General features: G+C 35.6%; 23 protein-coding genes and 1 pseudogene. 16 read left to right on the top strand and 8 right to left on the bottom strand.

Going from position 1 to position 25,755, the window contains the following annotated elements:
* Positions 1-42 precede the first annotated feature (42 nt).
* On the bottom strand, positions 43-771 hold the full coding sequence (locus LV89_RS20895; protein ID WP_109744873.1) for a LytR/AlgR family response regulator transcription factor: 729 nt from the start codon (positions 769-771) through the stop codon (positions 43-45).
* Positions 772-1,516: 745 nt separating this feature from the next.
* Positions 1,517-2,425 carry a LysR family transcriptional regulator gene (locus tag LV89_RS20890; RefSeq protein ID WP_109744872.1) on the bottom strand — a complete coding sequence of 303 codons (909 nt, stop codon included), beginning with the start codon at positions 2,423-2,425 and terminating at the stop codon, positions 1,517-1,519.
* Positions 2,426-2,529: 104 nt separating this feature from the next.
* Here LV89_RS20890 and LV89_RS20885 point away from each other — a divergent pair, with 104 nt between their 5' ends.
* The 14 genes from LV89_RS20885 (at position 2,530) to LV89_RS20820 (ending at position 16,545) form a co-directional block, all read left to right on the top strand.
* Entirely contained in the window at positions 2,530-3,063 is a 534-nt protein-coding gene (locus tag LV89_RS20885) for a DUF3237 domain-containing protein (RefSeq protein WP_109744871.1), read from the top strand.
* A 277-nt stretch (positions 3,064-3,340) separates the two neighbouring features.
* Positions 3,341-3,847 (top strand): heme-binding domain-containing protein, encoded by a 507-nt coding sequence (locus tag LV89_RS20880; protein WP_109744912.1) that lies wholly within the window; start codon positions 3,341-3,343, stop codon positions 3,845-3,847.
* Positions 3,848-3,976: 129 nt separating this feature from the next.
* A complete protein-coding gene (locus LV89_RS20875) occupies positions 3,977-5,308 on the top strand; it encodes a sialidase family protein (protein ID WP_109744870.1) in 1,332 nt (443 codons plus the stop codon).
* Between the two features lie 130 nt (positions 5,309-5,438).
* A complete protein-coding gene (locus LV89_RS20870) occupies positions 5,439-6,011 on the top strand; it encodes a YceI family protein (RefSeq protein ID WP_109744869.1) in 573 nt (190 codons plus the stop codon).
* Between the two features lie 198 nt (positions 6,012-6,209).
* Positions 6,210-7,514, top strand: coding sequence for a spinster family MFS transporter (locus LV89_RS20865; RefSeq protein WP_109744868.1), 1,305 nt, complete (start codon positions 6,210-6,212; stop codon positions 7,512-7,514).
* 131 nt (positions 7,515-7,645) lie between these two features.
* The gene (locus tag LV89_RS20860; RefSeq protein WP_109744867.1) at positions 7,646-8,419 is read left to right on the top strand and encodes a crotonase/enoyl-CoA hydratase family protein; all 774 of its coding nucleotides are present in this window, start codon (positions 7,646-7,648) and stop codon (positions 8,417-8,419) included.
* A 207-nt stretch (positions 8,420-8,626) separates the two neighbouring features.
* On the top strand, positions 8,627-10,411 hold the full coding sequence (locus tag LV89_RS20855) for a feruloyl-CoA synthase (protein WP_109744866.1): 1,785 nt from the start codon (positions 8,627-8,629) through the stop codon (positions 10,409-10,411).
* Between the two features lie 90 nt (positions 10,412-10,501).
* Positions 10,502-11,260: a 3-hydroxyacyl-CoA dehydrogenase gene (locus LV89_RS20850; RefSeq protein ID WP_109744865.1), complete on the top strand. Its 759-nt coding sequence runs from the start codon at positions 10,502-10,504 to the stop codon at positions 11,258-11,260.
* Positions 11,261-11,417: 157 nt separating this feature from the next.
* Positions 11,418-11,828, top strand: coding sequence for a four helix bundle protein (locus LV89_RS20845; RefSeq protein WP_109744864.1), 411 nt, complete (start codon positions 11,418-11,420; stop codon positions 11,826-11,828).
* 17 nt (positions 11,829-11,845) lie between these two features.
* The gene (locus tag LV89_RS20840; RefSeq protein ID WP_109744863.1) at positions 11,846-12,952 is read left to right on the top strand and encodes a 5-methyltetrahydropteroyltriglutamate--homocysteine S-methyltransferase; all 1,107 of its coding nucleotides are present in this window, start codon (positions 11,846-11,848) and stop codon (positions 12,950-12,952) included.
* Between the two features lie 172 nt (positions 12,953-13,124).
* Positions 13,125-13,340, top strand: a complete 216-nt coding sequence (locus LV89_RS20835; protein WP_109744862.1) for a hypothetical protein — start codon at positions 13,125-13,127, stop codon at positions 13,338-13,340.
* Positions 13,337-14,449 (top strand): alpha/beta hydrolase family protein, encoded by a 1,113-nt coding sequence (locus LV89_RS20830; RefSeq protein ID WP_109744861.1) that lies wholly within the window; start codon positions 13,337-13,339, stop codon positions 14,447-14,449. The genes LV89_RS20835 and LV89_RS20830 overlap by 4 nt, the downstream gene beginning before the upstream one ends.
* A 98-nt stretch (positions 14,450-14,547) precedes the next feature.
* On the top strand, positions 14,548-15,672 hold the full coding sequence (locus LV89_RS20825; protein WP_109744860.1) for an ATP-binding protein: 1,125 nt from the start codon (positions 14,548-14,550) through the stop codon (positions 15,670-15,672).
* Positions 15,673-15,678: 6 nt separating this feature from the next.
* Positions 15,679-16,545 carry an amidohydrolase family protein gene (locus LV89_RS20820; protein ID WP_211321250.1) on the top strand — a complete coding sequence of 289 codons (867 nt, stop codon included), beginning with the start codon at positions 15,679-15,681 and terminating at the stop codon, positions 16,543-16,545.
* 151 nt (positions 16,546-16,696) lie between these two features.
* On the opposite strand, the gene LV89_RS20815 is transcribed toward LV89_RS20820, so the two are convergent.
* A complete protein-coding gene (locus tag LV89_RS20815; protein WP_109744859.1) occupies positions 16,697-17,608 on the bottom strand; it encodes an AraC family transcriptional regulator in 912 nt (303 codons plus the stop codon).
* Positions 17,609-18,506: 898 nt separating this feature from the next.
* Between LV89_RS20815 and LV89_RS20805 the strand changes: the two genes are divergently transcribed.
* The gene (locus LV89_RS20805) at positions 18,507-18,929 is read left to right on the top strand and encodes an alcohol dehydrogenase catalytic domain-containing protein (protein WP_109744857.1); all 423 of its coding nucleotides are present in this window, start codon (positions 18,507-18,509) and stop codon (positions 18,927-18,929) included.
* A gap of 56 nt (positions 18,930-18,985) precedes the next feature.
* Here LV89_RS20805 and LV89_RS20800 read toward each other — a convergent pair whose 3' ends face one another.
* The 5 genes from LV89_RS20800 to LV89_RS20780 all read right to left on the bottom strand — a co-directional run bounded on the left by LV89_RS20800 (position 18,986) and on the right by LV89_RS20780 (position 25,350).
* A complete protein-coding gene (locus LV89_RS20800) occupies positions 18,986-19,939 on the bottom strand; it encodes a fumarylacetoacetate hydrolase family protein (RefSeq protein WP_109744856.1) in 954 nt (317 codons plus the stop codon).
* 347 nt (positions 19,940-20,286) lie between these two features.
* Positions 20,287-21,417 (bottom strand): FAD-dependent monooxygenase, encoded by a 1,131-nt coding sequence (locus LV89_RS20795; protein WP_109744855.1) that lies wholly within the window; start codon positions 21,415-21,417, stop codon positions 20,287-20,289.
* A gap of 228 nt (positions 21,418-21,645) precedes the next feature.
* Complete coding sequence (locus LV89_RS20790; RefSeq protein WP_109744854.1) at positions 21,646-22,758, bottom strand: alpha/beta hydrolase family protein; 1,113 nt, start codon at positions 22,756-22,758, stop codon at positions 21,646-21,648.
* A 323-nt stretch (positions 22,759-23,081) separates the two neighbouring features.
* The gene (locus LV89_RS20785; protein ID WP_109744853.1) at positions 23,082-24,071 is read right to left on the bottom strand and encodes a VOC family protein; all 990 of its coding nucleotides are present in this window, start codon (positions 24,069-24,071) and stop codon (positions 23,082-23,084) included.
* Between the two features lie 511 nt (positions 24,072-24,582).
* Complete coding sequence (locus LV89_RS20780) at positions 24,583-25,350, bottom strand: SDR family NAD(P)-dependent oxidoreductase (protein WP_109744852.1); 768 nt, start codon at positions 25,348-25,350, stop codon at positions 24,583-24,585.
* A gap of 166 nt (positions 25,351-25,516) precedes the next feature.
* On the opposite strand from LV89_RS20780, the pseudogene LV89_RS24955 reads away from it, so the two are divergent.
* Positions 25,517-25,755 (top strand): annotated as a pseudogene (locus LV89_RS24955) (IS982 family transposase); the annotation flags it as partial.

The raw sequence follows: 25,755 nt of genomic DNA, 5'->3' as shown, positions 1-25,755 counted from the left end.
CAGTTATTTTCGCAGAAAGTCTATTGATTCTTAAACCACTTCTTAGTCATTAATATGTTCATCTCCTGCCAAAACCTTTTCAATGCGTTCTCGATAGGAAAGCCCTAAAGGAATCTTATGATTTTCTAAAATGACATTTTTAGTAGATATACCAATGATTTTACTAAATGGAACTAAGTACGATTTATGTACACGCAAAAAACTATTGGGGGGAAGTTTTGCGTGTAAATCGGAAATAGATTCACTAATGACTGAAATTTTATCTTCAGTGAAAATCTTTGTAAAAGAAGCTAATGCTTCGACATATAAAATGTCATTAAGATTAAATTTTAGAAGTTCTCTACCAGCTTTCAAGAAAACAAAATTATCTTTCGGAACAGTCAATTCTTGAAAACTTCTATTTTGAAGATTGAGTAATTCTATTCCTCTACTTACGGCTCTCAAGAGTCTTTCAAAGGTAAAAGGCTTTTGAATATAATCAGTAACGCCCATTTCAAAAGCCTCCATGGCATATTGTGAATGCTTGGAAATGAGAATGACAATGGGGATTTTTTCTAAAGAATTTAACAGGCTAAGTCCTGTCATTTCAGGCATTTCTATATCCATAAATATAATATCAACGGTATTGCTATGGATAGTCTGAATCGCCTCAATGGGATTGTGAAAGGTATCAATTAATTTTAAATGGGGAAGTTTTTGAAGAAAATCATTTAATATTTTCATATCAACAGGATTATCTTCAATAACTATATATTTATAAGTTACTTGCATAAGTTAAGCAGGGTAATGGATTGTTATTCAATGGGTTATGTCTTGAAGATGGCAAATATAAGCAATAATTTGTAAGAAATTGTGACGTTTTGCAAAATATAAGCTAAAAAAATAGTCAGCGGTTTTAATAAAAGAAGAAAAAGTGGTTTTAACGTAAGTAATCAAATATTTACTTGCAAAAATTGAATATTACTTTGCACGTAAAGTTTGCAGAATTTAGAATTTTACGAAGCTGTTTTGTGGACTTTATTTGAATTTCATAAAACAAATTGCAGTTTGATTATCTGAACAGTGTAAATTTTAAATTTGCCTTTACCTTTGTTATCGACAGTATAGTCTAAGATGATAAAATAACTGCTTAATTAAAAGTAATTTATCACGTCAGCTATATTTGGTGTGTTAGTGATATGGAAAAGGTACAGGAAATTCCTGTACCTTTTTTAGTTTACTTGAAGGGCTTGTTTCTTTTATTCTTCGATTTTAAAAAATCTTGTAAAGGGTCATGTTGTGAAGCCCCTTTTTTGATGGAATAAAAAATGATTATAGCGAAGAAAGTAACCGTCAGAAATACGAGCATGATATTATATGAGGTAAGGTTTGGGGTTTATTGCTATACAAATTTAAACCGAATTCAACCTTGACAATGTTTTGTCATTATTCAATGTTTTAAAAACTTATAAATCAGGATATTAGCTGATAAAAGGTGAATTTAGTTCACCAATTGGTAGTTTATCTAATAAGTCAATTACATATCTTTCACCAATGAAGTTAAAGCTTGGATAGTAGGAGTGGAGGTTGCGGTTTTGTAACAAATGGCTTGTTTAATGGCAACTTCCTTAAATGGTGAACCGTCTGGATTTATTAATTCTTTGCACACAACACCTTGTACTCGGCTGGCATCATAAAAAGACGGAACAAAAGCAATTCCGATTCCTAAACTTACTAAACCGCCCAAAAGCTCAATGGAAGAAACTTCTTGAACAATAAATGACTCCCGATTGAAACCTGCGTTTTTACACATTCGCTCAATATCTTCAAAAATAGTATGGATAGATTTATTGATTTCAATCCATTTTTCATTCTTCAATTGGTCGAGTTTAAGGCTATCTTCGGAGGCAAGCGGATGACTTTCTGAGAGCATAACCTTCATATAACCCGTTTTGAAGGGCGTTTCCGTCAATTGATTATATTTTAAAGGAAGCATGGTGATACCTAAGTCAATAATTTCATCAAAAAGAGCATCTTGAACCGCTAAAAAAGTAGGTAATTCAACCAATTTTATTTCAATGTCAGGAAAATTTTGAGCAAAAACCCTAAGAATTTCTACCACTCTGCTTCGTAACATCATTCTATATACGCCCAATTTGATGATTTTTTGTTGGATACCAATTCGGCGTGCTGTTTCAATAGCTTTTTCGGCAAGTTGCAGAATCTTTCTGGCTTCAATCAAGAAAACCGTTCCTGCTTCGGTGAGTTCAACTTTTCGCATTTGGGTTCGTTTGGCTCTGCCAAATAACTCTACCCCAATTTCATCTTCTAATAAATGTATTTGCTGACTCAGGGCAGGCTGAGAAACAAAAAGCTTTTCGGCAGCTCTTCCAAAATGTAGCTCATCGGCTACTCCAACGAAGTATCGTAATTGACGTAATTCCAAATCTCATAAGTTTTTCTTATGGCAAAATTATAAATAAATATTAGATTTAATTGAGATTTTTTTTGACTTTTGGTCGAAAAAGAATCTTAAAACTAAAATCTGACATGAAAAAAAACGGTTACATTATCCTTTTGATGGTATTGCTTAGTATAAATGCTTTTGCCCAAAACTCAGAAAAACCAGAAGCTCCAAATTTAGAATACGTCTGTGAATTGAAAGTAAAACTAAAACCTGCTTTGGTCGTTGGCGAAACACCAAGAGGAACACGTCGTATTATCCCGATTATTGGAGGAAATTTTGAAGGACCAAAAATGAAAGGAGAAATCTTAGATGGCGGGGCAGATTGGCAAATTGTGAGAAAAGATGGCGTTGCAGAATTGGAAGCACATTATCAAATCAAGACTGACGATGGCGTAATTATTTATATCAAAAACACAGGTTTACGTGTAGCAACACCCGAAGTGGCAGCTCGTATTGGACGTGGAGAAGCCGTGCCACCAAGCGAATATTATTTTAGAGCCGTTCCAAAATTTGAAGCACCCACTGGAAAATACGATTGGATGAACAATGCCATTTTTATCTGTAAAGGAATCCGTAACCCCGATGGCGTTGTTATTCAGGTTTGGAAAGTCTTGTAAGATGAGAGACTAAAGGTCGTTTGAAAGGGTGAGATAGTCGAATGAAATTTGAAATATAGACTAATGGTCGAGTAAATAGCTTGGAGTATCTAATAGTCATTTTTATTAATTCATTAATAGATACATTTGTCGCATTAAAGCGTTGAATGACAAGGGTTATCCTGAAAATTTTAGACAGTTTTCTCTGATGATTGTAGATAAGAAATCATGTATTTACGCTATTCGTTTTTCGCAAATCGCTTTGGATTCGCTCATTATAAATTTAAACCCTTACAAAATGAAGAAGAAAATTCTCTTAGGATTAGCCGTTATTTTGGTATTAATCCAATTTATTCATCCAGAAAAAAACGAATCAGACGACCAAACGCACAATATCTCAACGAAATATAATGTACCAAATGATGTTCAACATTTGCTGACCGTTGCTTGTAATGACTGTCACAGCAACAAGACGGTTTATCCTTGGTACAATAATATTCAGCCTGTGGCTTGGATGCTGAATCATCATGTGACGGATGGAAAAAGACATTTGAATTTTTCTACTTTTACTAAATTGCCGATTGCTATTCAGAATCATAAATTGGAAGAAATCGTTGAGACGGTTGAAGAAAAAGAAATGCCCGACCGTTCATATACACTTTTGGGCTTACATAAAGAAGCTAATTTAACGCCTGCACAAAGAGAGTTAATCATCAATTGGGCTAAAACTCAGATGGTTACTTTGAAAGCAAAATACCCAGCGGATAGTTTGAAAATGAAAAAAAGAACAGCTAAGTCTCAGTAACACAGACTTCAGTCTGTAAAAAATACAGTTACAGACTTCAGTCTGCAAAATAGTAACACAGACTTTAGTCTGTAAAAATACAGTTACAGACTGAAGTCTGTGCTACTCAAACAATTAAATTTAAAAATCATGATTAAGTTAATCATTTCATTTCAACTTTTATTATTAGGAATTGGAGCGTTTTTTAGCACTAAAAAAGTTGAAAATACATCTTCAGAAATTGCAGTTTGCCATTCAATTATAGAAGACAATAATTTTTCAAATGTAAATCCCGACGATACTACCAAAGCGTATTCGATGCCATTGTTGGCTCAGACTCCCAAAGGCGATGTAATGCTTTCGTGGACAGAGAAAAATGCAGACGGAGTAACTTCTTTTTGCGTAGCATTTTCAAAAGATAAAGGCAAAACGTTTTCAGATAAAAAAGTGATTTTTGCAGGAACAGGAATCGCCAATAGCCGTATGATGCGTGCCAAAGTGCTTACTAAAAAAGATGGAAGCTTGGTGGCGGTATTCTCAAATCGTGGAGAATCTGCTCCTCCACAAGCTCAAAACCCTCCTCATGCAGATGGACATTCTCAGGGTGGAACTCCTCCGCAAAATCAACCTGCTCCTCCACAAGGCGGACGTGGCGGTGGACGTTCTTCTAATATTGTTTACTGTGTTTCAACAGATGGCGGCAATACTTGGACAAAACCAGAATCAGTTGATTCTGACCCAAAACAAGGCATTGTAAGAGGTTTTTTTGATGCCGTTGTTTTGCCAAATGATGAAGTGGCAGTGGCTTATTTAAAAGACGTTGCCAACAGTACAAAACACGAAGAGCGTGATTTGCGTATGGTGGTTACAAAAGGTGGAAAGTTTCAACCAGAAAGAGTTATCGACCCTGTTGTGTGCGACTGTTGCCCAATTAGTATGTTGATTGATGCTAATGGAGCATTAAATATTGTATATCGTGACAATAACGATAATATCAGAGACATGGCGAAAATGGTTTCAACAGATAATGCAGAAACATTCTCGAAACCTCAAATTTTGCATAATGACGAGTGGAAAATCAACGGTTGCCCACATAGCGGAGCGGTTGCTACAACTGCTGGCAAAGGCTCATTATTTGCTTGGTACTCAGGAGCAGAAAAAGAAACAGGTATCAGATTGGTGAGCAGTGAAGGAAAGAAATTGGTAGTATTAAGTGAATCTTCAGCAAAAAATGCAGCTTTGGCAGAAGGGTCACAGAATCAAATCTTACTTTGGGAACAAAATAAGCCAGAAAATAATCTTACTCAAATTGCTTTCAAGAAAGTAAATAAAGATAATGTTTCGGAAACTATTTGGGTTGATGGTTCTTTAAATGGTATTAACTCAACTGGTTTAGTGCTTGACAATCAATTACTTGTAGCCTACGAAGTGAAACAAGCTAATAAACGTAATAGCTTAAAAATTAGCACGGTACGCTTGTAGTGATAGTTATTTATTGCCGAACTTCCCGAAAGTTTTAATACTTTCGGGAAGTTAATCCAAGTCGAATAGGATACATTATTTTTGCCATTTCTTAACCCCAATTTCCTTTAATGCTTAATCAAAAAATAACATGAAAAAAACAACTTTACTCTTCGCTTTTATCTTAGTGTCAATGTCATCGTTTGCACAATGGACAATTGACAAAGGGCATTCAAAATTTACCTTCATTGCCGAACATCACGGAATTTCAGAAGTTGATGGATATTTCAAGAAATTTGATGGTAAAATTACCGCTTCAAAAGACGATTTGTCGGATGCAGTTTTTGAAATTACCATAGAATCCGCCAGCATCAATACCGACCTTGAAATGCGTGATGGACACTTGAAAGGAGAAGATATGTTTAACGTAGAGAAATTTCCAACGATTACTTTCAAAAGCACTTCTTTGAAAAAAATAACAGGGAATAAATATACCATGACGGGTGATTTAACGATGAAAGGCGTAACAAAATCAACAACTTTTGATGTAACCATGAATGGCCCAGCGGCACACCCGAACCCAAATAACAAGAAATTGCAATTAGGTATTAAAGCTACTACAACTATTAAAAGAAGCGATTTTGGAATTGGAGGAAAATTAGCAACTGTAATGGTTGGAGACGAAATCTCTATTCGTGCTACGGGAGAATTTCAGAAAAATTAGTAGAAATTCTTAATAGAAAATACCTTAAAAAATAGAAAGAGTGATGACGATAAAATGTTATCACTCTTTTTTATTTTTGAGGATAAGTTCAATAAGATTTACTTATACTGCAATTATAAATTAGTATTAGACAATTTGAATATTTTTTTGTCTTTTTGTAAGACCATTTAACGAAATTCTAAGATAATATTACTGCTAATGAACTCACAAAACTCAAATAGATACGCTTGGTACGTCATTTTTATATTGACATTAGCCAATATTTCATCATTCATTGATAGACAAATCCTGAGCTTATTAGTAAAACCTATCAAGCGAGACTTACATTTGACGGATACCGAAATGAGTTTATTGATGGGATTGAGCTTTGCTATTTTCTATACCCTTTTCGGAATGCTGATTGGACGTTTGGCGGATAGACAAAATCGTAGAAATATCATCATTGTAGGTATCTCGATATGGTCGGCAATGACGACTCTTTGTGCTGGAATTGCCAATTATACCCAATTTTTCTTAGTACGTATGGGTGTAGGCGTAGGCGAATCCACGCTTTCGCCTTCAGCTTTTTCTTTGATTGCGGATATTTTTCCTAAAAATCGTTTGGCAACTGCCATGAGTATTTTTTCGATGGGTGTGTTTTTGGGGTCAGGCTTAGCAACCTTAATTGGTTCTGGAATTGTGGCTAAATTGCCAACGGAAGGTATGATGACTGTTCCTGTTTTTGGAGAAATTTATCCTTGGCAAATGATTTTCTTGTATGTAGGAATTCCGGGATTAGTGATTGCTTTATTGCTTTTTACGATTACAGAACCTTCTCGTAAAAACGCATTACAAGTAGCAGGACAAACGGTTAAATTATCTTTTGTAGAGTCATTTGAAATTATCTTCAAACATAAAAAAGCATACTTATTAATCTGTTTTTCAACGGCTTGTCAAGCCTTAATAAATTATGGTTGTAATGCGTGGGTTCCTACCTTTATTTCCAGAACTTACGGATGGGAAGTACCAAGAGCAGGGGCGTTTTTTGGTTTGGTGGTTGTTATATCGTCAATATTAGGAGTAACATTTGGTGGTTGGTATGCCGATAAACTCATAAAAGAAGGCAAAAAAGACGGAAGATTAAGAGTAGGTGTTTTAGGAGGTTTTTTAGCATTAATCTCTTTTTATGTTCCTCTTTTACCAAAAGCAGAATGGGCTTTATTAGCAATTTCTGTACCTGTTTTTGGTTTGGCTGCACCTTTTGGAGCGGCAACTGCTGCCATTCAAGAAATTATGCCCAATCAGGTTCGAGCTTTGGCTTCGTCTATTTTCCTTTTTATTCTAAATATCGTTGGCATTGGTTTGGGCCCATTTTTAGTAGCATTTTTTACTGATTTTATCTTCAAAGATGAAAACATGATTCGCTATTCATTGGTGCTTTTATACTTAATTGGCGGAGGATTTGGTCTGTTATTCAGCTATTTAGCATTAAAACCTTACCGTGTGGCAGTTGAAAATAAATAATTCTGATGTTCGTTTTTTGAGGTTTGTTTTTTATGTTTAGTCAATCATCCAAACATCGAATCACTAACATCAAGCATCGAAATCAAATATCGAATCACCAACATCAAGCAGCGAACATCGAAATAAAATATATGAATATTCCTCAATCTTTAACAGTTGAACAAAAAGACGAAATTCTTTTTGTAAAAATAAATCGTCCAGAAAAACGAAATGCCATCAATGACGAACTCATTTTAGGTATCGAAACCGTGTTTTCAAATATTCCAGAAGGAGTAAAATGTGCCATTATTTACGGCGAAGGCAAACATTTTAGTGCAGGACTTGACCTTTCTGAATTGAAAGAAAGAGATATTGTTGAAGGACTCAATCATTCAAGAATGTGGCACCGAGCTTTAGAAAAAGTACAATTTGGTAAAGTGCCTGTGGTAGCGGTTGTACATGGTGCGTGCGTGGGCGGAGGCTTGGAAATTGCTTCGGCGTGCCATATTAGAGTGGCAGAACAAACCACTTTTTATGCCTTGCCCGAAGGACAAAGAGGAATTTTTGTGGGTGGCGGTGCGTCTGTTCGTTTACCAAAATTGATTGGCATGGCACGTATGACAGACATGATGCTGACAGGACGAGTAATTACGGCAGAAGAAGGTGTTTTAGTTGGGCTTTCTCAGTATTTAGTGTCAGAAGGGAGTGGTTTAGAAAAAGGGGTTGAGTTAGCAAAAAAAATAGCTTCAAATGCAGGAATGACCAATTATGCCTTGATGCACGTATTGCCAAGAATTGTCGATTCGGGGCAATCAGAAGGTTTAATGTTAGAATCATTGATGGCAACTATTTCATCATCAACACCCGAAGCTCAAGGAAGATTAAGAGATTTTTTGGAAGGAAGAGCCAAGAAAGTAGGAGAATGAGGGGAATTGTGATTGGGTTAATTGTGAGTTGTGAATGATTAAAAAGTCCGTTCACAATTCATTATTCACAACTTAATAATATCATTAAACAATTTTAAAATGATTTATGTGAGAATGCTATTTGATTAAACGTTGCCAACTCTTGAAGAGTTGGCAACGTTCAAAAAAACTCACTGAAAAACATAAATATCATTAAACAATTTTAAAATGAAATTTGGACCTACTGAAACTATAAAAACGATAAATCCTGACGGTTCTATTTTGTTTAGCTTAGAACAACCTTTAGCCGATTTTCCAGAAAAAATTACAGAAAAATTGCATTTTTGGGCTGAAAAAACGCCCGATAAAACCTTTATTGCTCGTAGAAATTCAGAAGGAAATTGGCAAGAGTTATCCTATGCAGAAACACTTCGTCGGGTTGAAAATATTGCTCAATATCTTTTAAATCAAGAATTTACAGAAGACCAAACCATTGTTATTTTATCAGAGAATAGTCTTGAACATGCTCTGTTAGTTTTGGCTTCCGTGCATATTGGGATTGCATATACGCCCATTTCACCGCCGTATTCGCTGGTTTCAGATGATTTCGGAAAACTGAAACATTGTTTAGCATTAATGACTCCCAAATTGATTTTTGCTCAAGATGGAAAAGTTTATGAAAAGGCTTTGAATTTGGCAAAAACAATGTTTCCTGATGCTGAAATTATAAGCGTTACGAATACGCAATACCTTGATTTTGCAGAATTATTAAAGATTGATGCTACTGAAAAAGTACAGGAAGCCCATGATAAAATAAGTGCTGATACCGTTGCAAAAATCTTGTTTACTTCGGGTTCAACGGGCTTGCCCAAAGGTGTTATTAATACGCATGGAATGTGGTCGGCAAATTTGCAACAGATTTCACAAACCTTTGCTTTTATGCAAACAGAACCGCCTGTTTTTGTAGATTGGTTGCCTTGGAATCATACTTTTGGTGGAAATCATAATTTTGGATTAGCACTTTATAATGGAGGAACGCTTTTTATTGATGATGGAAAACCAACTCAAAAAGGCATTGAAAAAACGGTTCAAAATCTCCGTGAAATTTCCCCAACGGCTTATTTTAACGTACCCAAAGGTTTTGAAATGTTGATTCCATATTTGGAAAATGATACTCAGTTGAGAGAAAATTTCTTTAAAAATTTACGCTTCTTTTTTTATGCAGGAGCAAGTTTAGCTCAACCAATTTGGAATCGTTTGGAGGAATTATCAGAAGAAACTACGGGTAAAAAAGTTCCAATAATTACAGGTTTGGGTTGTACAGAATCTGGTCCTTCTGCCATGTTTGCGGCTTGGGAAGGCAGTTTTTCGGGACTTTTGGGCGTGCCTGTGGCGGGTATGAAAGTGAAATTAGTTCCCGATGGTGACAAATTAGAGGCTCGTTATCATGCTCCAAACGTAACCAAAGGTTATTGGAGAAACCCAGAAGCTACGGCTCAGGCTTTTGACGAAGAAGGTTTCTATAAAACAGGTGATGCCGTAAAATTTTTAGACGAAAATAATCCAAGCAAAGGTTTAGTTTTTGATGGAAGAATTGCCGAAGATTTTAAACTTTCAACAGGTACTTGGGTAAATGTAGGCATTTTGAAATCAAAGGTTTTGTCGGCAGGTTCGCCCATTGTGCAAGATGTGGTGATTGCAGGACTCGACCGTGAATATATCGGAGCAATCTTGTTTTTGAATCCAGACGCTTGTCGGAAATTGGCAAATTTATCTGCTGAAACTTCCAATAAAGAGGCTTATCAGCATGAAGAAGTACAAAAATACATTGACCAATTATTGATAAAATTAGGCGAAAATGCCACAGGAAGTGCCAGTAAAATAGTCAAAGCCGTTATTGCGATTGAACCTCCCTCTATTGATTTAGGAGAAATTACTGATAAAGGCTCATTGAATCAACGAGCGGTTTTGAAACATCGTGCGGCATTAGTTGAGGAGATATATTCGGTTTAAACAATCGGTTCAGATTAACCAACTTTTCGAAAGTTGGTTAATCTAAAAATTAGATTCTTTGTGCCTTCGTGGCAATAAAAAATACACAAAATGACAATCGAAAATAAAACATTCATCATCACAGGTGGTGCTTCGGGTTTAGGACTTGCCACTGCTCTGATGATTGTAGAAAATGGCGGTAATGCAGTCATTTTTGACATTAACGAAGAGGCGGGTAAAAGTGTAGAATCGGATAAAATTTTATTCGTAAAAACTGATGTAGCCAACGAAGAACAAGTCCAAAATGCCATTGATTTGGCACTAAAAACCTTTGGTGGATTGCATGGTGTAGCCAATTGTGCGGGCGTTGGACCTGCCCAAAGAGTAGTTGGAAAAAATGGGCCACATTCATTAGATTTCTTCACAAAAGTTATCAATATCAATCTTGTTGGTACTTTCAATGTCATTCGTTTAGCAACCAATGTGATGCAAAATAACGAGCCTAACGAAGATGGCGAACGTGGCATAATTATCAATACGGCATCGGTTGCAGCTTTTGACGGACAAATTGGACAAGCCGCTTATGCTGCTTCAAAAGGGGGGATTGTTGCCATGACTTTACCAATTGCCAGAGAATTAGCAAGAATGGGTATTCGAGTAATGACTATTGCTCCCGGAATTTTTGAAACGCCACTTTTGGCATCATTACCACAAGATGCTCAGGATTCTTTAGGTAAACAAGTGCCGTTTCCACCACGTTTGGGTCGTCCTTCGGAATATGCTTCTTTAGTAAAGCATATTATTGAAAATCAGATGCTTAATGGCGAAGTGATTCGGTTAGACGGTGCGATTCGGATGGGAGCGAAGTGATATAGAGATTTGAGGTATGAGATATGAAACATGAGATTTATATCAATACTCTAATGTCCAAAGCAGTGATTAAGTATTTCAACTATACGTTCTAAGTTGACACCTTTGAAAAAGCAAAACAAATTATAATCTAATAATATATCTACAAAATTGATAAATGAGTACAAATAATAGCATTATTAAACAAAAATCTTTTCAGTTTGCAGTTAGAATCGTCAAACTGTATAAGCATATTGTAGAAAAGAAAAAAGAGTTTGTTTTGAGTAAACAACTTTTGAGGTCAGGTACTTCAATCGGTGCAAATGTTAGAGAAGCACATAATGCTGAATCTGATGCAGATTTTATTCATAAACTTAGTATTGCACAGAAAGAATGTGATGAATCTCTATATTGGCTTGAACTTTTGAAAGAAACTGAATATTTGACAGAACTTAAATACAGTGCAATGGCAAAAGATTGTACCGAAGTTTTGAAAATTTTAAACAGCTTCAATTTTAACCATGAAACAAAAAAAGAAAATCGCATAATTCCTTTGGCGAATTTCCTATATCTCATAATTCATAACTAAAAACTCATATCTCATTCATGAAACTTCCTTTCCGTGCCGACCATGTTGGCAGTTTATTAAGAACTCCCGAAGTAAAAGAAAACCGTTTAAAATGGAAAAACGGATTGATTTCAGCCGAAGAATTACGTGAAATTGAAAATGTTGGTATTGCCGAAACCGTGAAAAAATTGGAATCAACAGGAATGAAATCAATTACTGATGGAGAATTTCGCCGTGATTATTTCCACCTTGATTTCTTGAAAGAATTGGCTGGCGTTACCGTGACAGGTGGTATTGAGGCAAACCCAAATGCAAAAGTTGCTGAAGATGGTTTTACGCCACCAAAATTAACAGTTACAGGCAAATTAGCCCACGTAAAAGATATTCAAGTGGCTGATTTTGAATTTCTTAAAACTGTTACGACACAAACACCAAAAGTTTCAATTCCGTCGCCAACAATGGTGCATTTTAGAGGTGGACGTAAATCAATTGATATTAATTCGTATCCAGATATGGACGAGTTTTTCCATGATTTATCCAACGCCTATAAACAAGAAATAGACCGTTTGTATCAGTCTGGATTACGTTATTTGCAGTTAGACGATACTAATTTGGCGTATCTCTGCGACCCCAAAATGCGTGCAGCAGCCCTTGAACGTGGCGAAGACCCGAACGAATTACCAAAAACTTATGCGGCATTGATTAATTCTGTAATTGATGGTCGCCCGAAAGATTTGACCGTAGGCATTCACCTTTGTCGTGGAAACTATCGTAGTACATGGTTTGCCGAAGGCGGTTACGAACCCGTTGCCGAAATTCTTTTCAATTCTATCAATGTTGACGGTTATTTCTTGGAATACGACGATGAACGTTCGGGTGATTTTGCTCCTTTGCGTTTTGTACCCGATAACAAAAGAGTTGTTTTGGGTATTATTTCATCTAAGGTGAAGGAATTAGAAAGTATTGATGATTTATGTAAACGTATTGACGAAGCTGCTAAATATATGCCTTTAGAAAATATGTGTGTAAGTCCGCAATGTGGTTTTTCGAGTACGCATCACGGCAACGATATGTCTTTTGATGACCAATGGCGTAAAATGGAATTAGTCGTAAATACAGCCATTAAAGTTTGGGGCGAAGCGTAGAGACGTTGCCTGCAACGTCTAAAATTAGTTAATTGGTTATTAGTTAATTGGTTATTAGTTAATTGGTTATTAGTTAATTGGTTATTAGTTAATTGATTATTAGTTAATTGGTTATTAGTTAATTGGTTATTAGTTACGGGTCAATTAGGTGTTGAATAATAGCTAAATTCTATTGCCCATTTTATTGGTAAAATCTAATCTTTTGGGAGACGTTGCAGGTTCAAATTATTTATTGGTAAAATCTAATCTTTTGGGAGACGTTGCAGGTTCAAATTATTTATTGGTAAAATCTAATCTTTTGGGAGACGTTGCAGGTTCAAATTATTTATTGGTAAAATCTAATCTTTTGGGAGACGTTGCAGGCAACGTCTCTACCTTTTTTAAATGAAAAAACTACTAATTCTTTTGTTGTTTGCCACAACAACATTTGCTCAAAATGTAGCTAAAATTGATACAGGAGCAATAAATGGAGCAAATTATCGTATTCTTTTCCCCGAAAATTGGAAAGGGAAATTGGTAATGTACGCTCACGGATATGAATTTATGGGTAGTCCACGCCAAAGTAGAAATCCAGATTTTATCAAAAGAATGTCCACATTTTTAGAAAGAGGTTTTGCTGTTGCTGCTTCCGACTACCAATTTCAAGGTTTTGCTTTGCCACAAGGCGTTGATGATACCGAAGCATTACGACAATATTTTATCGGAAAATACGGAAAACCAGATTCCACTTTTATGGTTGGACATTCGATGGGCGGAGGAATTTCTTTGGCAACTATCGAAAATTTTGGTGATAACTATCATGGAGCTTTACCACTGTGTCCATTTGCGAGTCGTCCGTATTTACAATGTCGTAAAGAGTTTGATATTTATGCTACTTTCAACGGATTATTTCCAAATGTAGTGACTTCCTTAAAAGATATTTTCGACCTCAATAAGCCGTATCAAGCTCAAGATTCGAGAAAAATGTTTTCGAGAGCGAAGGAAATAAAAGCCGCAATTTTTGCCAAAGATTCATTATTGGCGTTGGCATTTGCCAAACGTTTTGACTTAAAAATTGACGATTTACCGATGTCCTTATTTTTCAATGAAAATGTATTGAGAGACATTGCACAAAAGGCAAAAGGAAACCCATTCGACAATACAAATACACTTTATTCAGGTTTTCCGAATGATTTGGAAGTAAACAAAAAAGCAGAACGCTTGCCTGCAACGGTGGATGCTAAAATCATTTTTGGAAAATATGAACGCTCAGGAAATATCAATAAACCTGTTGTGTTGATGCACACTATTTATGACCAACTGATTCCGCCAACGTATGGTGTTTCTAATTTTGAAAATATGGTTCGTCAGCAAACGAAAGACCAATATTTTACGGTAAAATATACCAATGGACAAGGACATTGTAATTTTACGCCCAAACAAACAGCGATTGCATTTGATGAATTGAGAAATTGGGTAAAAACAGGAGTGAAGGCGAAAGCGGGGTTTGTGGAATGATGAAATATAGATAATTCGTGATTTTATTCACTAAATATTATAATAATTCGTGATTCAATTCACGAATTATTATATATTTGGACTATAAATAATGAATTATGATTGTAAGAAGTATTGAAAATCAGATAAAAGATAGACTTTTCAAAGGGAAAGCAATATTAGTGTTTGGTCCAAGACAAGTAGGAAAAACAACCTTAATTAAAAAGATTGTTTCAGAAATAGATGCGACATTTAGATGGTTTAATGGTGACGAACCCGATATGCGTTTGGCACTGACCAATACTACTTCTACCCAATTTAAAGCATTGATTGGAGATGCTCAAATTGTTGTGATTGATGAAGCACAACGAATTGAAAATATTGGACTTACGTTGAAATTGGCAGTGGATAATTTTCCTAATATTCAAGTTATAGCCACTGGTTCTTCGGCTTTTGAATTAGCAAACAAGATAAACGAACCGCTGACTGGGCGGAAATTCGAGTTTCATTTATACCCTTTTTCTTTTGAGGAACTCTGCAATAATCAAGGACTTATTGAAGAAAAAAGAATGCTGGAACGGCGGCTAATTTATGGCTCATATCCAGAAGTAATTAATAATATAGGAAATGAAAAAGAAGGGCTTATTTTACTGACTGACAGTTATTTATATAAAGATTTGTTGATGTATGAAGGCTTGAAAAAATCGTCACTACTTCATAAACTTTTAGTCGCTTTAGCCTTGCAAATGGGTAGTGAAGTTTCTTATCAAAATTTAGGGCAAGTATTAGGTGTTGATAAAAATACCATAGAAAAATACATTGATTTATTAGAACAAGTATTTGTAGTTTTTAGAGTAAATGCCTTTAGTCGTAACCTGAGAAATGAATTAAAGAAAACGAAGAAAGTCTTTTTTTATGATAATGGCGTTAGAAATGCCATTATTGGAAATTTTCTGCCGATTGCCAATAGAACAGATATTGGAGCATTATGGGAAAATTATCTGATTGCTGAACGAGTAAAATATTTTAAATACCAACAATTATACGGTGGTCAATATTTTTGGAGAACAGCTCAACAACAGGAAATAGATTATTTGGAAGAACGAGATGGGAAAATTGATACGTATGAGTTTAAATGGGGTGAAAAAAAGAACCCTAAATTGCCAAAATCGTTTCAAGATGCTTATCCTGATTCTACTTTCAAAGTGATAAATCCGAGTAATTATAATGAATTTTTGACCTAAAACAACATGATAGACATACAAAAAATAACCGCCATAGACGTACATACGCACGCAGAAGTTTCGTGTTGCCAGCCACATGATGACTATCGGTCGGAGTTTGATGTGGCTTTTGCCAAATATTTTAAGTCGGATAAACGCCCGACGATGCAAGAAACCGCTGATTTTTATCGAGATATAAACATGGCTTTGGTGATGTTTACGATAGATTCGGAGCATGAAGTAGGTAAAAAACGTATTCCGAATATTGAAGTGGCAGAATGTGCCTTGAAAAATGATGATGTGATGATTGCCTTTGCCAGTATTGACCCACACAAAGGGCGAATGGGAGCAAGAGAAGCTCGTGATTTAATCGAAAATTATGGCGTAAAAGGTTTCAAATTTCATCCGACGGTACAAGGTTTTTATCCTTACGATAAAATGGCGTATCATCTTTATGAAGTTATTGCAGAATACAAATTACCAATGCTTTTTCACTCAGGGCATTCGGGTTTTGGCTCTGGCGTGCGTGGGGGAGGCGGTTTACGTTTAGAATATTCAAATCCGATGCACTTAGATGATGTGGCGATTGATTTTCCTGATTGCCCAATTATTATTGCCCACCCAAGTTGGCCTTGGCAAGACGAAGCTCTTTCGGTAGCAATGCACAAACCAAATGTTTACATTGATTTAAGCGGTTGGTCGCCCAAATATTTCCCTAAGCAACTGATTCAGTACGCCAATACGATGCTGAAAAACCGAATGTTGTTTGGAACAGATTTTCCTTTGATTACCCCAGAAAGATGGATGAAAGATTTTGAAGAAGCAGGTTTTAAGGACGAAGTAAAACCGCTGATTTTGAAAGAAAATGCAATTAAAATGTTAGGATTGAAATAGATTAGTTGTGGCAAATAGCTTGGGTATAATTACCAAACATTTTATGTCGTAGAGGATAAATCTGATAATCCAGTACAAGTAACGATACGATGATTCACACATAATTTAAAACTGGCTCAACTCTGTATTCAAACAGATAGTTGAGTCAGTTTTAATAATTCAAAGCAACAACGTGGTGATTTTGTTCTAAATGTTGATTTTTCTCTCTGAATTTTGCAGGAGAAATTCCTGTTTGTTTTTTATAAAAACGGCAAAAATAACTTACATCTTTAAACTCTAATTGATAAGCAATTTCTGAAATCGTCATGTCTGTATGAGCCATCAAAATCATGGCTTCATTAATCAAATAATTGCTTATTACCTGTTTCGTTGATTCACCTGTAATAGTTTGGCAAACTCTATTGAGATGTGTTTTACTAATGCCCAAATCCTTTGTGAAATCTTCAATACTCTTATTAGTTGGCACAACTCTTTTTATCATTTTTATGAAATCTTTGTAGTAAGCCAACTCACGAGTGGAGGCAATATATTCTTTTTCCGACTCAATCGTCATCCTGAAAATCTTGATAAGGAGTAATAAAAGCAATGTTTCCAAAAATAGAGCTTCCTTTTCTGCTTGTAAATTTAACTCTTTAATCATTCTACGGATAGAATCCATCGCATCATTAAATTCATCAAAATTATTATTCATATTGAGTAATCTCACCCGACTAATCTCATAAAGTAAGTCTTTATCATGGCTTGTGATTTTATCAATAATAGCCGAAGAAACCGAAAGAGTATAACCTTTTATATCATCGCTAAATTTAAAACCATGTAGATTATTTTCGGGCATAATGATGATATTCTGTCCCGAAAATTTCTTCATTTTCTCATTGATAATTAGTGTTCCAGAGCCTGATTCAATAAAAAAAAACTGATAAAGATTTCCGTGAAAATGGGGTTTTATTTCCCAATTATATTTTCTGCAACTATAATCAAGTGCAACCAAATTGAGAAAGTCCGCAGAAACAGTCGATTGTTCTGTACCATATAATCCGAAGTTTTTGATTTCAAATTTCATATTTAATCGTGAAAGGAATATGAATTTTTATTGAGTTCTAATAGCTCAAGAAAGAGATATGATATGGTTTTGGAGGGAAAATTACTATCAAAGTAAAGTGCTTCTGATAGTTTAAAATTTTGGGTAGCTTCAATAACTATCCCAATAATAACTTTAGATTCAAAACTGTACTCTACCCTAAAACCCATGAAAGAGCTTTAAGATAGAGTTTTACTTTACTAAACTGGGTATAATTTATTTTAATTGAAGAAATACTAAATAAAGTGGAAGTAATAACCCCAATGAAATTAGCTTAAAATTGTAACAAGATAATTTAACATAAGCATATTAAATGGCGGTCTAATATTAGTTCATTAGGGTTTTACTTCTCAAGGATACAAATAGTTATCAATAAATATAATTGTGTTTTAGGGAAATTTCTATGATAATTATTTAAGAATGTATTATAAAACTTACTTAATTCTTAAACTTATTTCATTTTTGAAAATAACTGGTACGCTTGGTATTGTTCAATTTTTTGTAGATTTATTTCTATAATTCAAATTTAGTCAAAATTATCATAAAGTGTATTAAAAATGGTTCTTTTGTACCATTTTTTTTATCAAAAGTACCATAAGTAAAGATGATAGGATACTACACTTATCAAGGCAAAATGATATATTTAAAAAACTATTAAATCTTATTGTAATTTTTTAAAAAGTTTCTGTTTGAAATGAATTATTATTTATTGCACTCCACGTTAATTAAATGAATAGTATTTCCATAAAATAGTATGGTATTTTTCAACCATAATAAAAAAATAAAGAGATATTAGGTTAGTATTTGTTGCTAATAGAAGCTATTGAAAATTATAAAAAAATAAAACTATGTTTGGAGTTTTTTAAATAAACCAAATGAAATTCTGATAAATGATGTTGAAAAGCCTGAACCTAAGTTTGGAGAGATTAAAATAAAATTATCTAAAGTTGGTATTTGTGGCTCAGACGTTCATCTTTTTTTAGGACATAGACTATTAGATAAACCAACCATTATTGGACATAAAGGTTTAGGATTTATTGATAAAATTGGCGATGGAGTTGAGGGTAGAGAGCTTGGAGAAAGAGTAGTAATTGAGCTAAATATTCCTTGTAGAAAATGCCGATATTGTTTGAGTGGACATGGCAATATTTGTGTAAATAAAAGTGTAATCGGTTTAAATAAAGCGGGTTGCTTTGCGGAATATGTTACAATTTCTACCGATTTTGCTTGGAAAGTACCAAATGAAATTACGGATGAAGATGCCGTTTGTATTGAGCTGAATACTTATAAATGTCGAGCATAAAAAAAGAGACTTCCATGATTTAAAAAACATAGAAGTCTCCAAATTTAGAGCTGAATTTAAACAACCGTATTTCTCAAAATACCGATTCCTTCAATTTCTAATTCAACAACATCGTTTGGTTCAAGCGGACGATGAACACTGAACGCATTTTCTATGAGACTTCCCCAACCTACTGTTCCTGAGCCTAAAATATCTCCGGGCATTAAATTGACGTTGTTTTCAGAGGCACGTTCAATCATTTGCTCGAAATTGTAGTACGCTGTTTTGTAGTTTCCTTCACAAACGGTTTTGCCATTAATTCGAGAAGTCATTTTTATATCAAAACGAGAACCTGCTACTTTTGGAACACGAATTGGGTCTTGAAAAACGCTTTCATCAAACGGAATTCTGTATTGTTCCATTTCATCAGCCGTCACGATGCAAGGGCCGATAGCGTTGGCAAAATCTTTTCCTTTGTGTGGCCCAAGTGGAATTTCCATTTCAACTTTCTGGATTGCTCTTGCTGTCCAGTCATTAAAAACAGTGTAGCCAAAAATGTACGGAGTAGCCTCTTCCGCTTTGATGTCTTTCCCTTTTTTACCAATGATACAAGCTATTTCTAACTCAATATCCATTTTGGTTTCTTTGGTTGGGCGTTTTATTTCATCATCAGGCCCATAAATAGCTTGGTGATTAGTGAAATAAAAAATAGGCATATCGTACCAAGCTGCCCCAATTTGATGCCCAAAACTTCTTGAGGCATTTTGCATGTGCATTTCAAAACCGATGTAATCTCTAAAACTACGTGGATTTGGAAGTGGTGCTAACAATTTAACTTCAGCAAGTTGGTAGTGTGGTTTTACTTCGCCCAAAGCCTTGATAATCGAAAAGTATTCTTCGTGATTATCAATAAAAGTGAGCATATCAGTCGGCAGTTTTTCACTTGCCAACTGCATATCAACCACAGCTTCACCAAGAAGCCAACCAATACGACTTTCTTGATTTTTATTTAAAAAAGTAACTAATTTCATTTTGGTTTACGATTATGTCAAATAGTGAATGGATTCTGAAGTTGAACCATTTACCAATTAAGTAATTGAAAAAATTAGGTTACGGAACTATCAACTATTTGTCTGCAACAAATTTAGACCACAGATTGAACTGATTTTACAGATTTACACTGGGACGCACAGTCTGTGACGCACAGTCTGGGACGCAGTCAGATAAAATAAAGTAAAATCAGCGAAAATCAGTATAATCCGTTCAATCAGTGGTCTATTGTTTGTCTTGCACAAATTCTTTATCATTCCATTAGGTTATTGGGTGATTTTTGGTAAAACCAATTGACCAATAACTAATTTCCATTAACTACATATAATTATATTTCTGCCGTTAAAGCCATACCTGTTTTCCCCATCAACATACCCATATTAGCTCCTTCTGGAAGCGGTTGGTCGTTGTATTCGAGTAATTCCCAAGTACCTAAAGTTTCAGAAACATCAACAACCATTTTGCAACGTTCATAACGACGCTTCATATATCTCTCGAAAACCTCTTCAACTTCACCTTCTTTCTGTAATTCTTCAATCAAAACCACTGCATCTTCAATGGCTAAAGCCGCTCCCGAACCCAATTGTGGAATAGTTGTATGAGCGGCATCTCCTAAAACAACCACTCTGTTTTTATACCAAGGTGCGGGCATTTTGAGGGTTTCTAAGGCACGGTAATTAACCAATTTAGGGTCAGTTACTTGTGGAATTAATTCTTGGACAAGCGGTACTGGATAAGCCGACATATAACCTTTTAGTTTTTCCACTAATTGGTCTTCTGGAATGATTGGATTATCGCCTTCGGCAGAATTTAAGAAGATATAACACGAGTCGGCAGTCATTGGAATAACGCCAATTTTATGTTTTTTATTAAAGAAAATATAACCCGTATCTAAGTTGGCTGGACGTTTGAAAGCATAACGCCAAACCGATAAACCTACATAATTTAATTTATAATCACCAAAGATGAGTTTTCTTACTTTTGAACTTACTCCGTCGGCTGCAATCACAACATCATAACTACCCTTTGTACCATCTGTAAAAGTTACATGGGCAGCATCTGGCTGATTATCAATGGATTCTACGGTTACGCCCATGCGGTATTTTAAGCCAATTCGTTGAGCTTCTTCAAATAAAACATCATGTAAAATTCTACGAGAAATTCCATTATGGCTTGGAAATCTTCCGATTGGAGGCGTTCCCGCTTCTCCAATTTGTACGCCATGAGGTAAGCATAATTTTACTTTTCCATAAGGTGAACCTCTACGCATGGCTTCATCTGCCACACCGATAGCGTCTAAAGCTCTGAGGGCGTTGGCTTGTTGTATAATACCCACTCCATAGACATTAAATTCCTTATGAAGTTCAATAATATCTACTTCAAAACCAGCTTTTTTTAAACCAATAGCAGCCGACTGCCCACCAATGCCAGCTCCTACAATCAATATTTTCTTTGCCATTTTTTGATGATGTTAAGTAGGGTGAGGGGTTAGGTTTTAGTTGTTAGTTGAACAGATTTATTAAGTTATTCCCCAAGATTATTGACGATTGCTTTGATTTAGACGAGGTGCGTAACCTTGACGAATTGGTCTTTAATCGTAAATCGAGCTATTCGTAAATCGTAATTATGGGTACAAATCGGCGAACCAGTTCAACTAACCCCTAAATCCTAACCCCTAATACCTAAATTATGCCTTTATTTTTTGAGCTACCCAGTCGTACATATTAAATGATTTAGTAAAATCATCTACCGAACAGTGAGCCGAACCACTTTCATCTTTTGGTACAATTTCCATGACGTGTTCGCAGGTAAGAGCATCGTTTACTTGATAAGCATTTTCTACAAAATTCTGACGGTCGTCTTCTCCGTGAAGAATGTAAGTAGGCATTGATATTTTCTCTGCTACGCCTTCTAAAGTGAAATTTTTCAATCTTTCACGAGCTTCTGTCATATTATCTGCCCCAACGATATGTTGTACAATTTCAGCCAATGGATGATTATCAGGACGATTTTTCCAAATATCATAATACGACCAAACCGCTCCGAAAATCATACAAACCTTAAAACGTGGTTCAAATGCCGCACAACGAGCTGCCATATAACCGCCCATAGAAACCGCCCCGATACCCACACGAGAAGTATCCACGTGTTCGCCGAGATTTTCGATGATATAGTCTAAAACTGCCGTTCCCGGAACATTGTAATCGTAACGAGTATGGATGTGATTTAACCTTAATGAAGCACCTTGTCCCGGCCCATCAACTGCCATCATAGCAATGCCACGTTCGTTGAGATGTTGGGCAATACCGAAATATAATTCTTCTGCCAAACTATCCAAACCTCCAAACATCACCATCACAGGTGGATTCTCAACGCCACTTGGTTTGAATAAATAAGCGGGCAAAGATGAACCTTCAAATGGAATTTCTAATTGTAATGGTTTTTCATCAAAAAGCTGAATGGCTTTGATAAACGCATCACGACATTTTAGGTAGTATGGAATTTTACGCTCATCTTGCAAATTCATAAAGAACTCGCTGGTACGTAAATAATTAAAGGCTCTTAGATAAGTTCTACGAGCAGACACATGATGACCAGCCTTTGCATAATTTTCGGCTAATTCATAGACTTTATCGCCCATTTTAACCCATGCTTTGTTAAAACTTTCACGGTTTGCTGGGTCGATTTCACTCGCAACTTCTAATATTTCTGCAAATTCACCGCCACCATAATGGGCTTGTGTCAATGCTCTATTTACTTGATATGAAGGCATATACTGCCCTGGAAAATAATGCCACATATTTGTGTTGGTTTACTGGTTAATTGGTTACTGGTAGATTGGTAAATTGGTTATTGGTGGACTTGTTATTGGTTACTGGTAAACTTGTTATTGGTGGACTTGTTATTGGTTATTGGTAAACTTGTTATTGGTGGACTTGTTATTGGTTACTGGTAAACTTGTTATTGGTGGACTGAGAATTGGTTACTGGTGAATTATTAGTAAATTGATTCTTGGTTGAATTAGTACTAATTTCCAATAACCAGTCCACCAATAACTAATCTACCAATAACCAGTCCACCAATAACCAATTCCCAGTTTACCAATAACCAATTAACCAGTAACTAAATATCAACAGGTTTAACAACGCCGTCAGTTAGTCCAAGTTTTTTGCCTTTTGCCATTTCTGCAAATGGGTTTACACTTCCCCAAGCGTCGTTTGGATTGTCTTTTAAGTAGTGAACATCTTGGTGGTCTGGAGCAAAAACTAATCTTGCACAAGCGTAATATTCAAACAAAACGCCACTTCCAGGGTCGATGATATAGATAAAGAAACCTTCGTCTGCTTTATGGCGAGTTGGAGCTCCCATTACACTTTTATATCCTTTCTCGATGAAATAATCTAAAGCAATCAAAACTTCTTCACGGCTATCAACATTCCAACAAATGTGATTTAAAACACCTTGATTTTCTTCAATATTTGGGTCAGTAAACACGGCAATATCATGCGATAAATTCCCGATTGTCCAAAGTCCACCAACTGGAGGCATTTCATCTGCAATACGGATTTCGTCAGGGTTTTTCAAACCGAAAGTCTGCCAAAATGCTTTTTCGTCAGCATATTTTCCTTTGGCAACCATATAAGTTACGTGGTCGAAACGACGTGGATTTGCTCCCAATTTACGGTTACTTGCATAACGGTCTGCATAGATACTGCCACGTTCGCCAGTTTCACGCAACCAAACTACGTCCCAGAAAACTTCGTGTGTATGACCGTCAGGAGATTTGAAACGATAAGCTTTTCCATGTCCTAAATCACCTTCAGTCCAGCCTAAACCAGCACCTAAAGACTCAAGATGAGCCACACATTCTTCAAGAGCCTCCGCACTATCGGCACGCCAGCCGATATGTCCAAGTCCAGATTTTTCACTTTGCGTAAGTTTTAAGGTATGATGAAAATAATCGCCCCATGCTCTGAGGTAAACAGAAGATTCTTCTCGACCAGTTTCGTCCATTCCAACTACGTCTCTGAAAAATTCTACTGATTTATGTAGGTCTGTTGTCAATACCTCAATGTGAGCCATTTGAGATAAGAAGTGAGGGTTCTTTGCCATTTTATTTTTTGAAATATTTCAATTAATTATTGTACAAAAATACTATTCAAATATAAGTAAATGTGAATCAATTTTAATCTAATACTATTCAAAATCAATACAAAAATTAGATTTTAAATAAAAAAGGCTTTTTTGAATATTCAAAAAAGCCTTTAGAGTGATATTGTAGTTAGTGAAAAGCGATTTGCGAAAAGCGAGTAAAGTAATTAGCTGGCTTAAAGTATATTTTAAAACAGAACTATCTACTTTTTTCGCAATCAAGAAAATAACCGCTGTCAGGGCGAAAAGCCGCTGTCAGGGCGAAAAGCCGCTGTCAGGGTTTCGGATTCAACCCTGACAGCGGCTTTTTTGCCCTGTCGGCGGTTGTGCGACGGATAGTGGATAACTTCTTTTAAATATTCCTTCTATAAACCTGAACCACTTTTAGAAATTAGTATAAGATTAAAATAGTGATAATCATCAAATTTTAAGTACCTAAAATACTAATCTCTAACAACTAACTCCTAATTTATTAGGCAAAAGCACCGCCATCAACCGCCATCGTGTGTCCTGTAATAAAACTCGATTGCTCGCTTGAAAGCCAAAGAGCCACATCTGCCACTTCTTGGGGTTGTCCCATGCGTTTCATTCTTTGAAAATTAATGGCTTGTTGTAAAGCTTCTGGATTTTCGGCTAATTTTCTTCGCCCTTGCATAATCATTGGCGTTTCGATTGCCGTTGGACAAATGGCATTTACTCGAATATTTTTAGTGGCGTATTCAATCGCCGCCGATTTTACCAAGCCATTTACCCCATGTTTTGAAGCCGCATACGGAGAATTTTCTGGTTGCCCAACAAGCCCTGCTGCCGAAGACACACAAACGATTGTTCCACCTCCTTGTTTAAGCATTTGTTCCAACTGAAATTTTACACAATACCATGTGCCGATAAGGTTAATCTGAATTTGTAATAACCAATCTTCTTCTGGATATTCATGGACGGGTTTTGAGACTTTTCCTGCGATTCCCGCACAATTGACGGCACAATCAAGACGACCAAAAGTATCGACCGTTGTAGTAATAAGATTGACAATATCTTGCCTTTCTCCGATATTGCATTTTACAAAAATCGCTTCGCCACCTGTTGAATTTATTTCGTTAACGACTTCAATGCCAGTCGTTTCGTTGATGTCTGCTACCACAACTTTTGCTCCTTCCTCTGCAAAAGAAAGAGCTGTTGCTCGTCCAATTCCTGACGATGCTCCTGTTACTAAACAAACTTTATTTTCAAATCTTTTCATATTTAGGATATTGATGTTCGTTTTTCGATGTTTGATTTTCGGTTAGTTTTAGTTTTTAACGTGAGTTATTGATATAACAAACTGATAATCAATTTTTTACAACAAAAAAAAGCAATATTGCCGACTCTAATGTATTTTTGTAATTGCACAAAAACAAGAACACATCATGAGCCGACTAACATTGCTAACGACAAAATTAACAGAAATTTTCATTGACTGCGACGATTTTTGTAAGTGTTTTGAAAAACACATGGTTGAATCAGGAGAAAGTTTAGCTGTCTCCAAAATGAGTACCAGTGAAATGATGGCGATCAGTATTTACTATCATCATTCGGGCGTTAAATGTTTTAAATATTACTATCAAATTATTATCAAAGGATATTTAAAATCATATTTTCCTAAGGC

Origin of the sequence: Arcicella aurantiaca (genome assembly GCF_003148625.1) — a bacterium.
Classification (GTDB): Bacteria; Bacteroidota; Bacteroidia; order Cytophagales; family Spirosomataceae; genus Arcicella; species Arcicella aurantiaca.
This window is presented reverse-complemented; position numbering and strand designations above follow the sequence as displayed.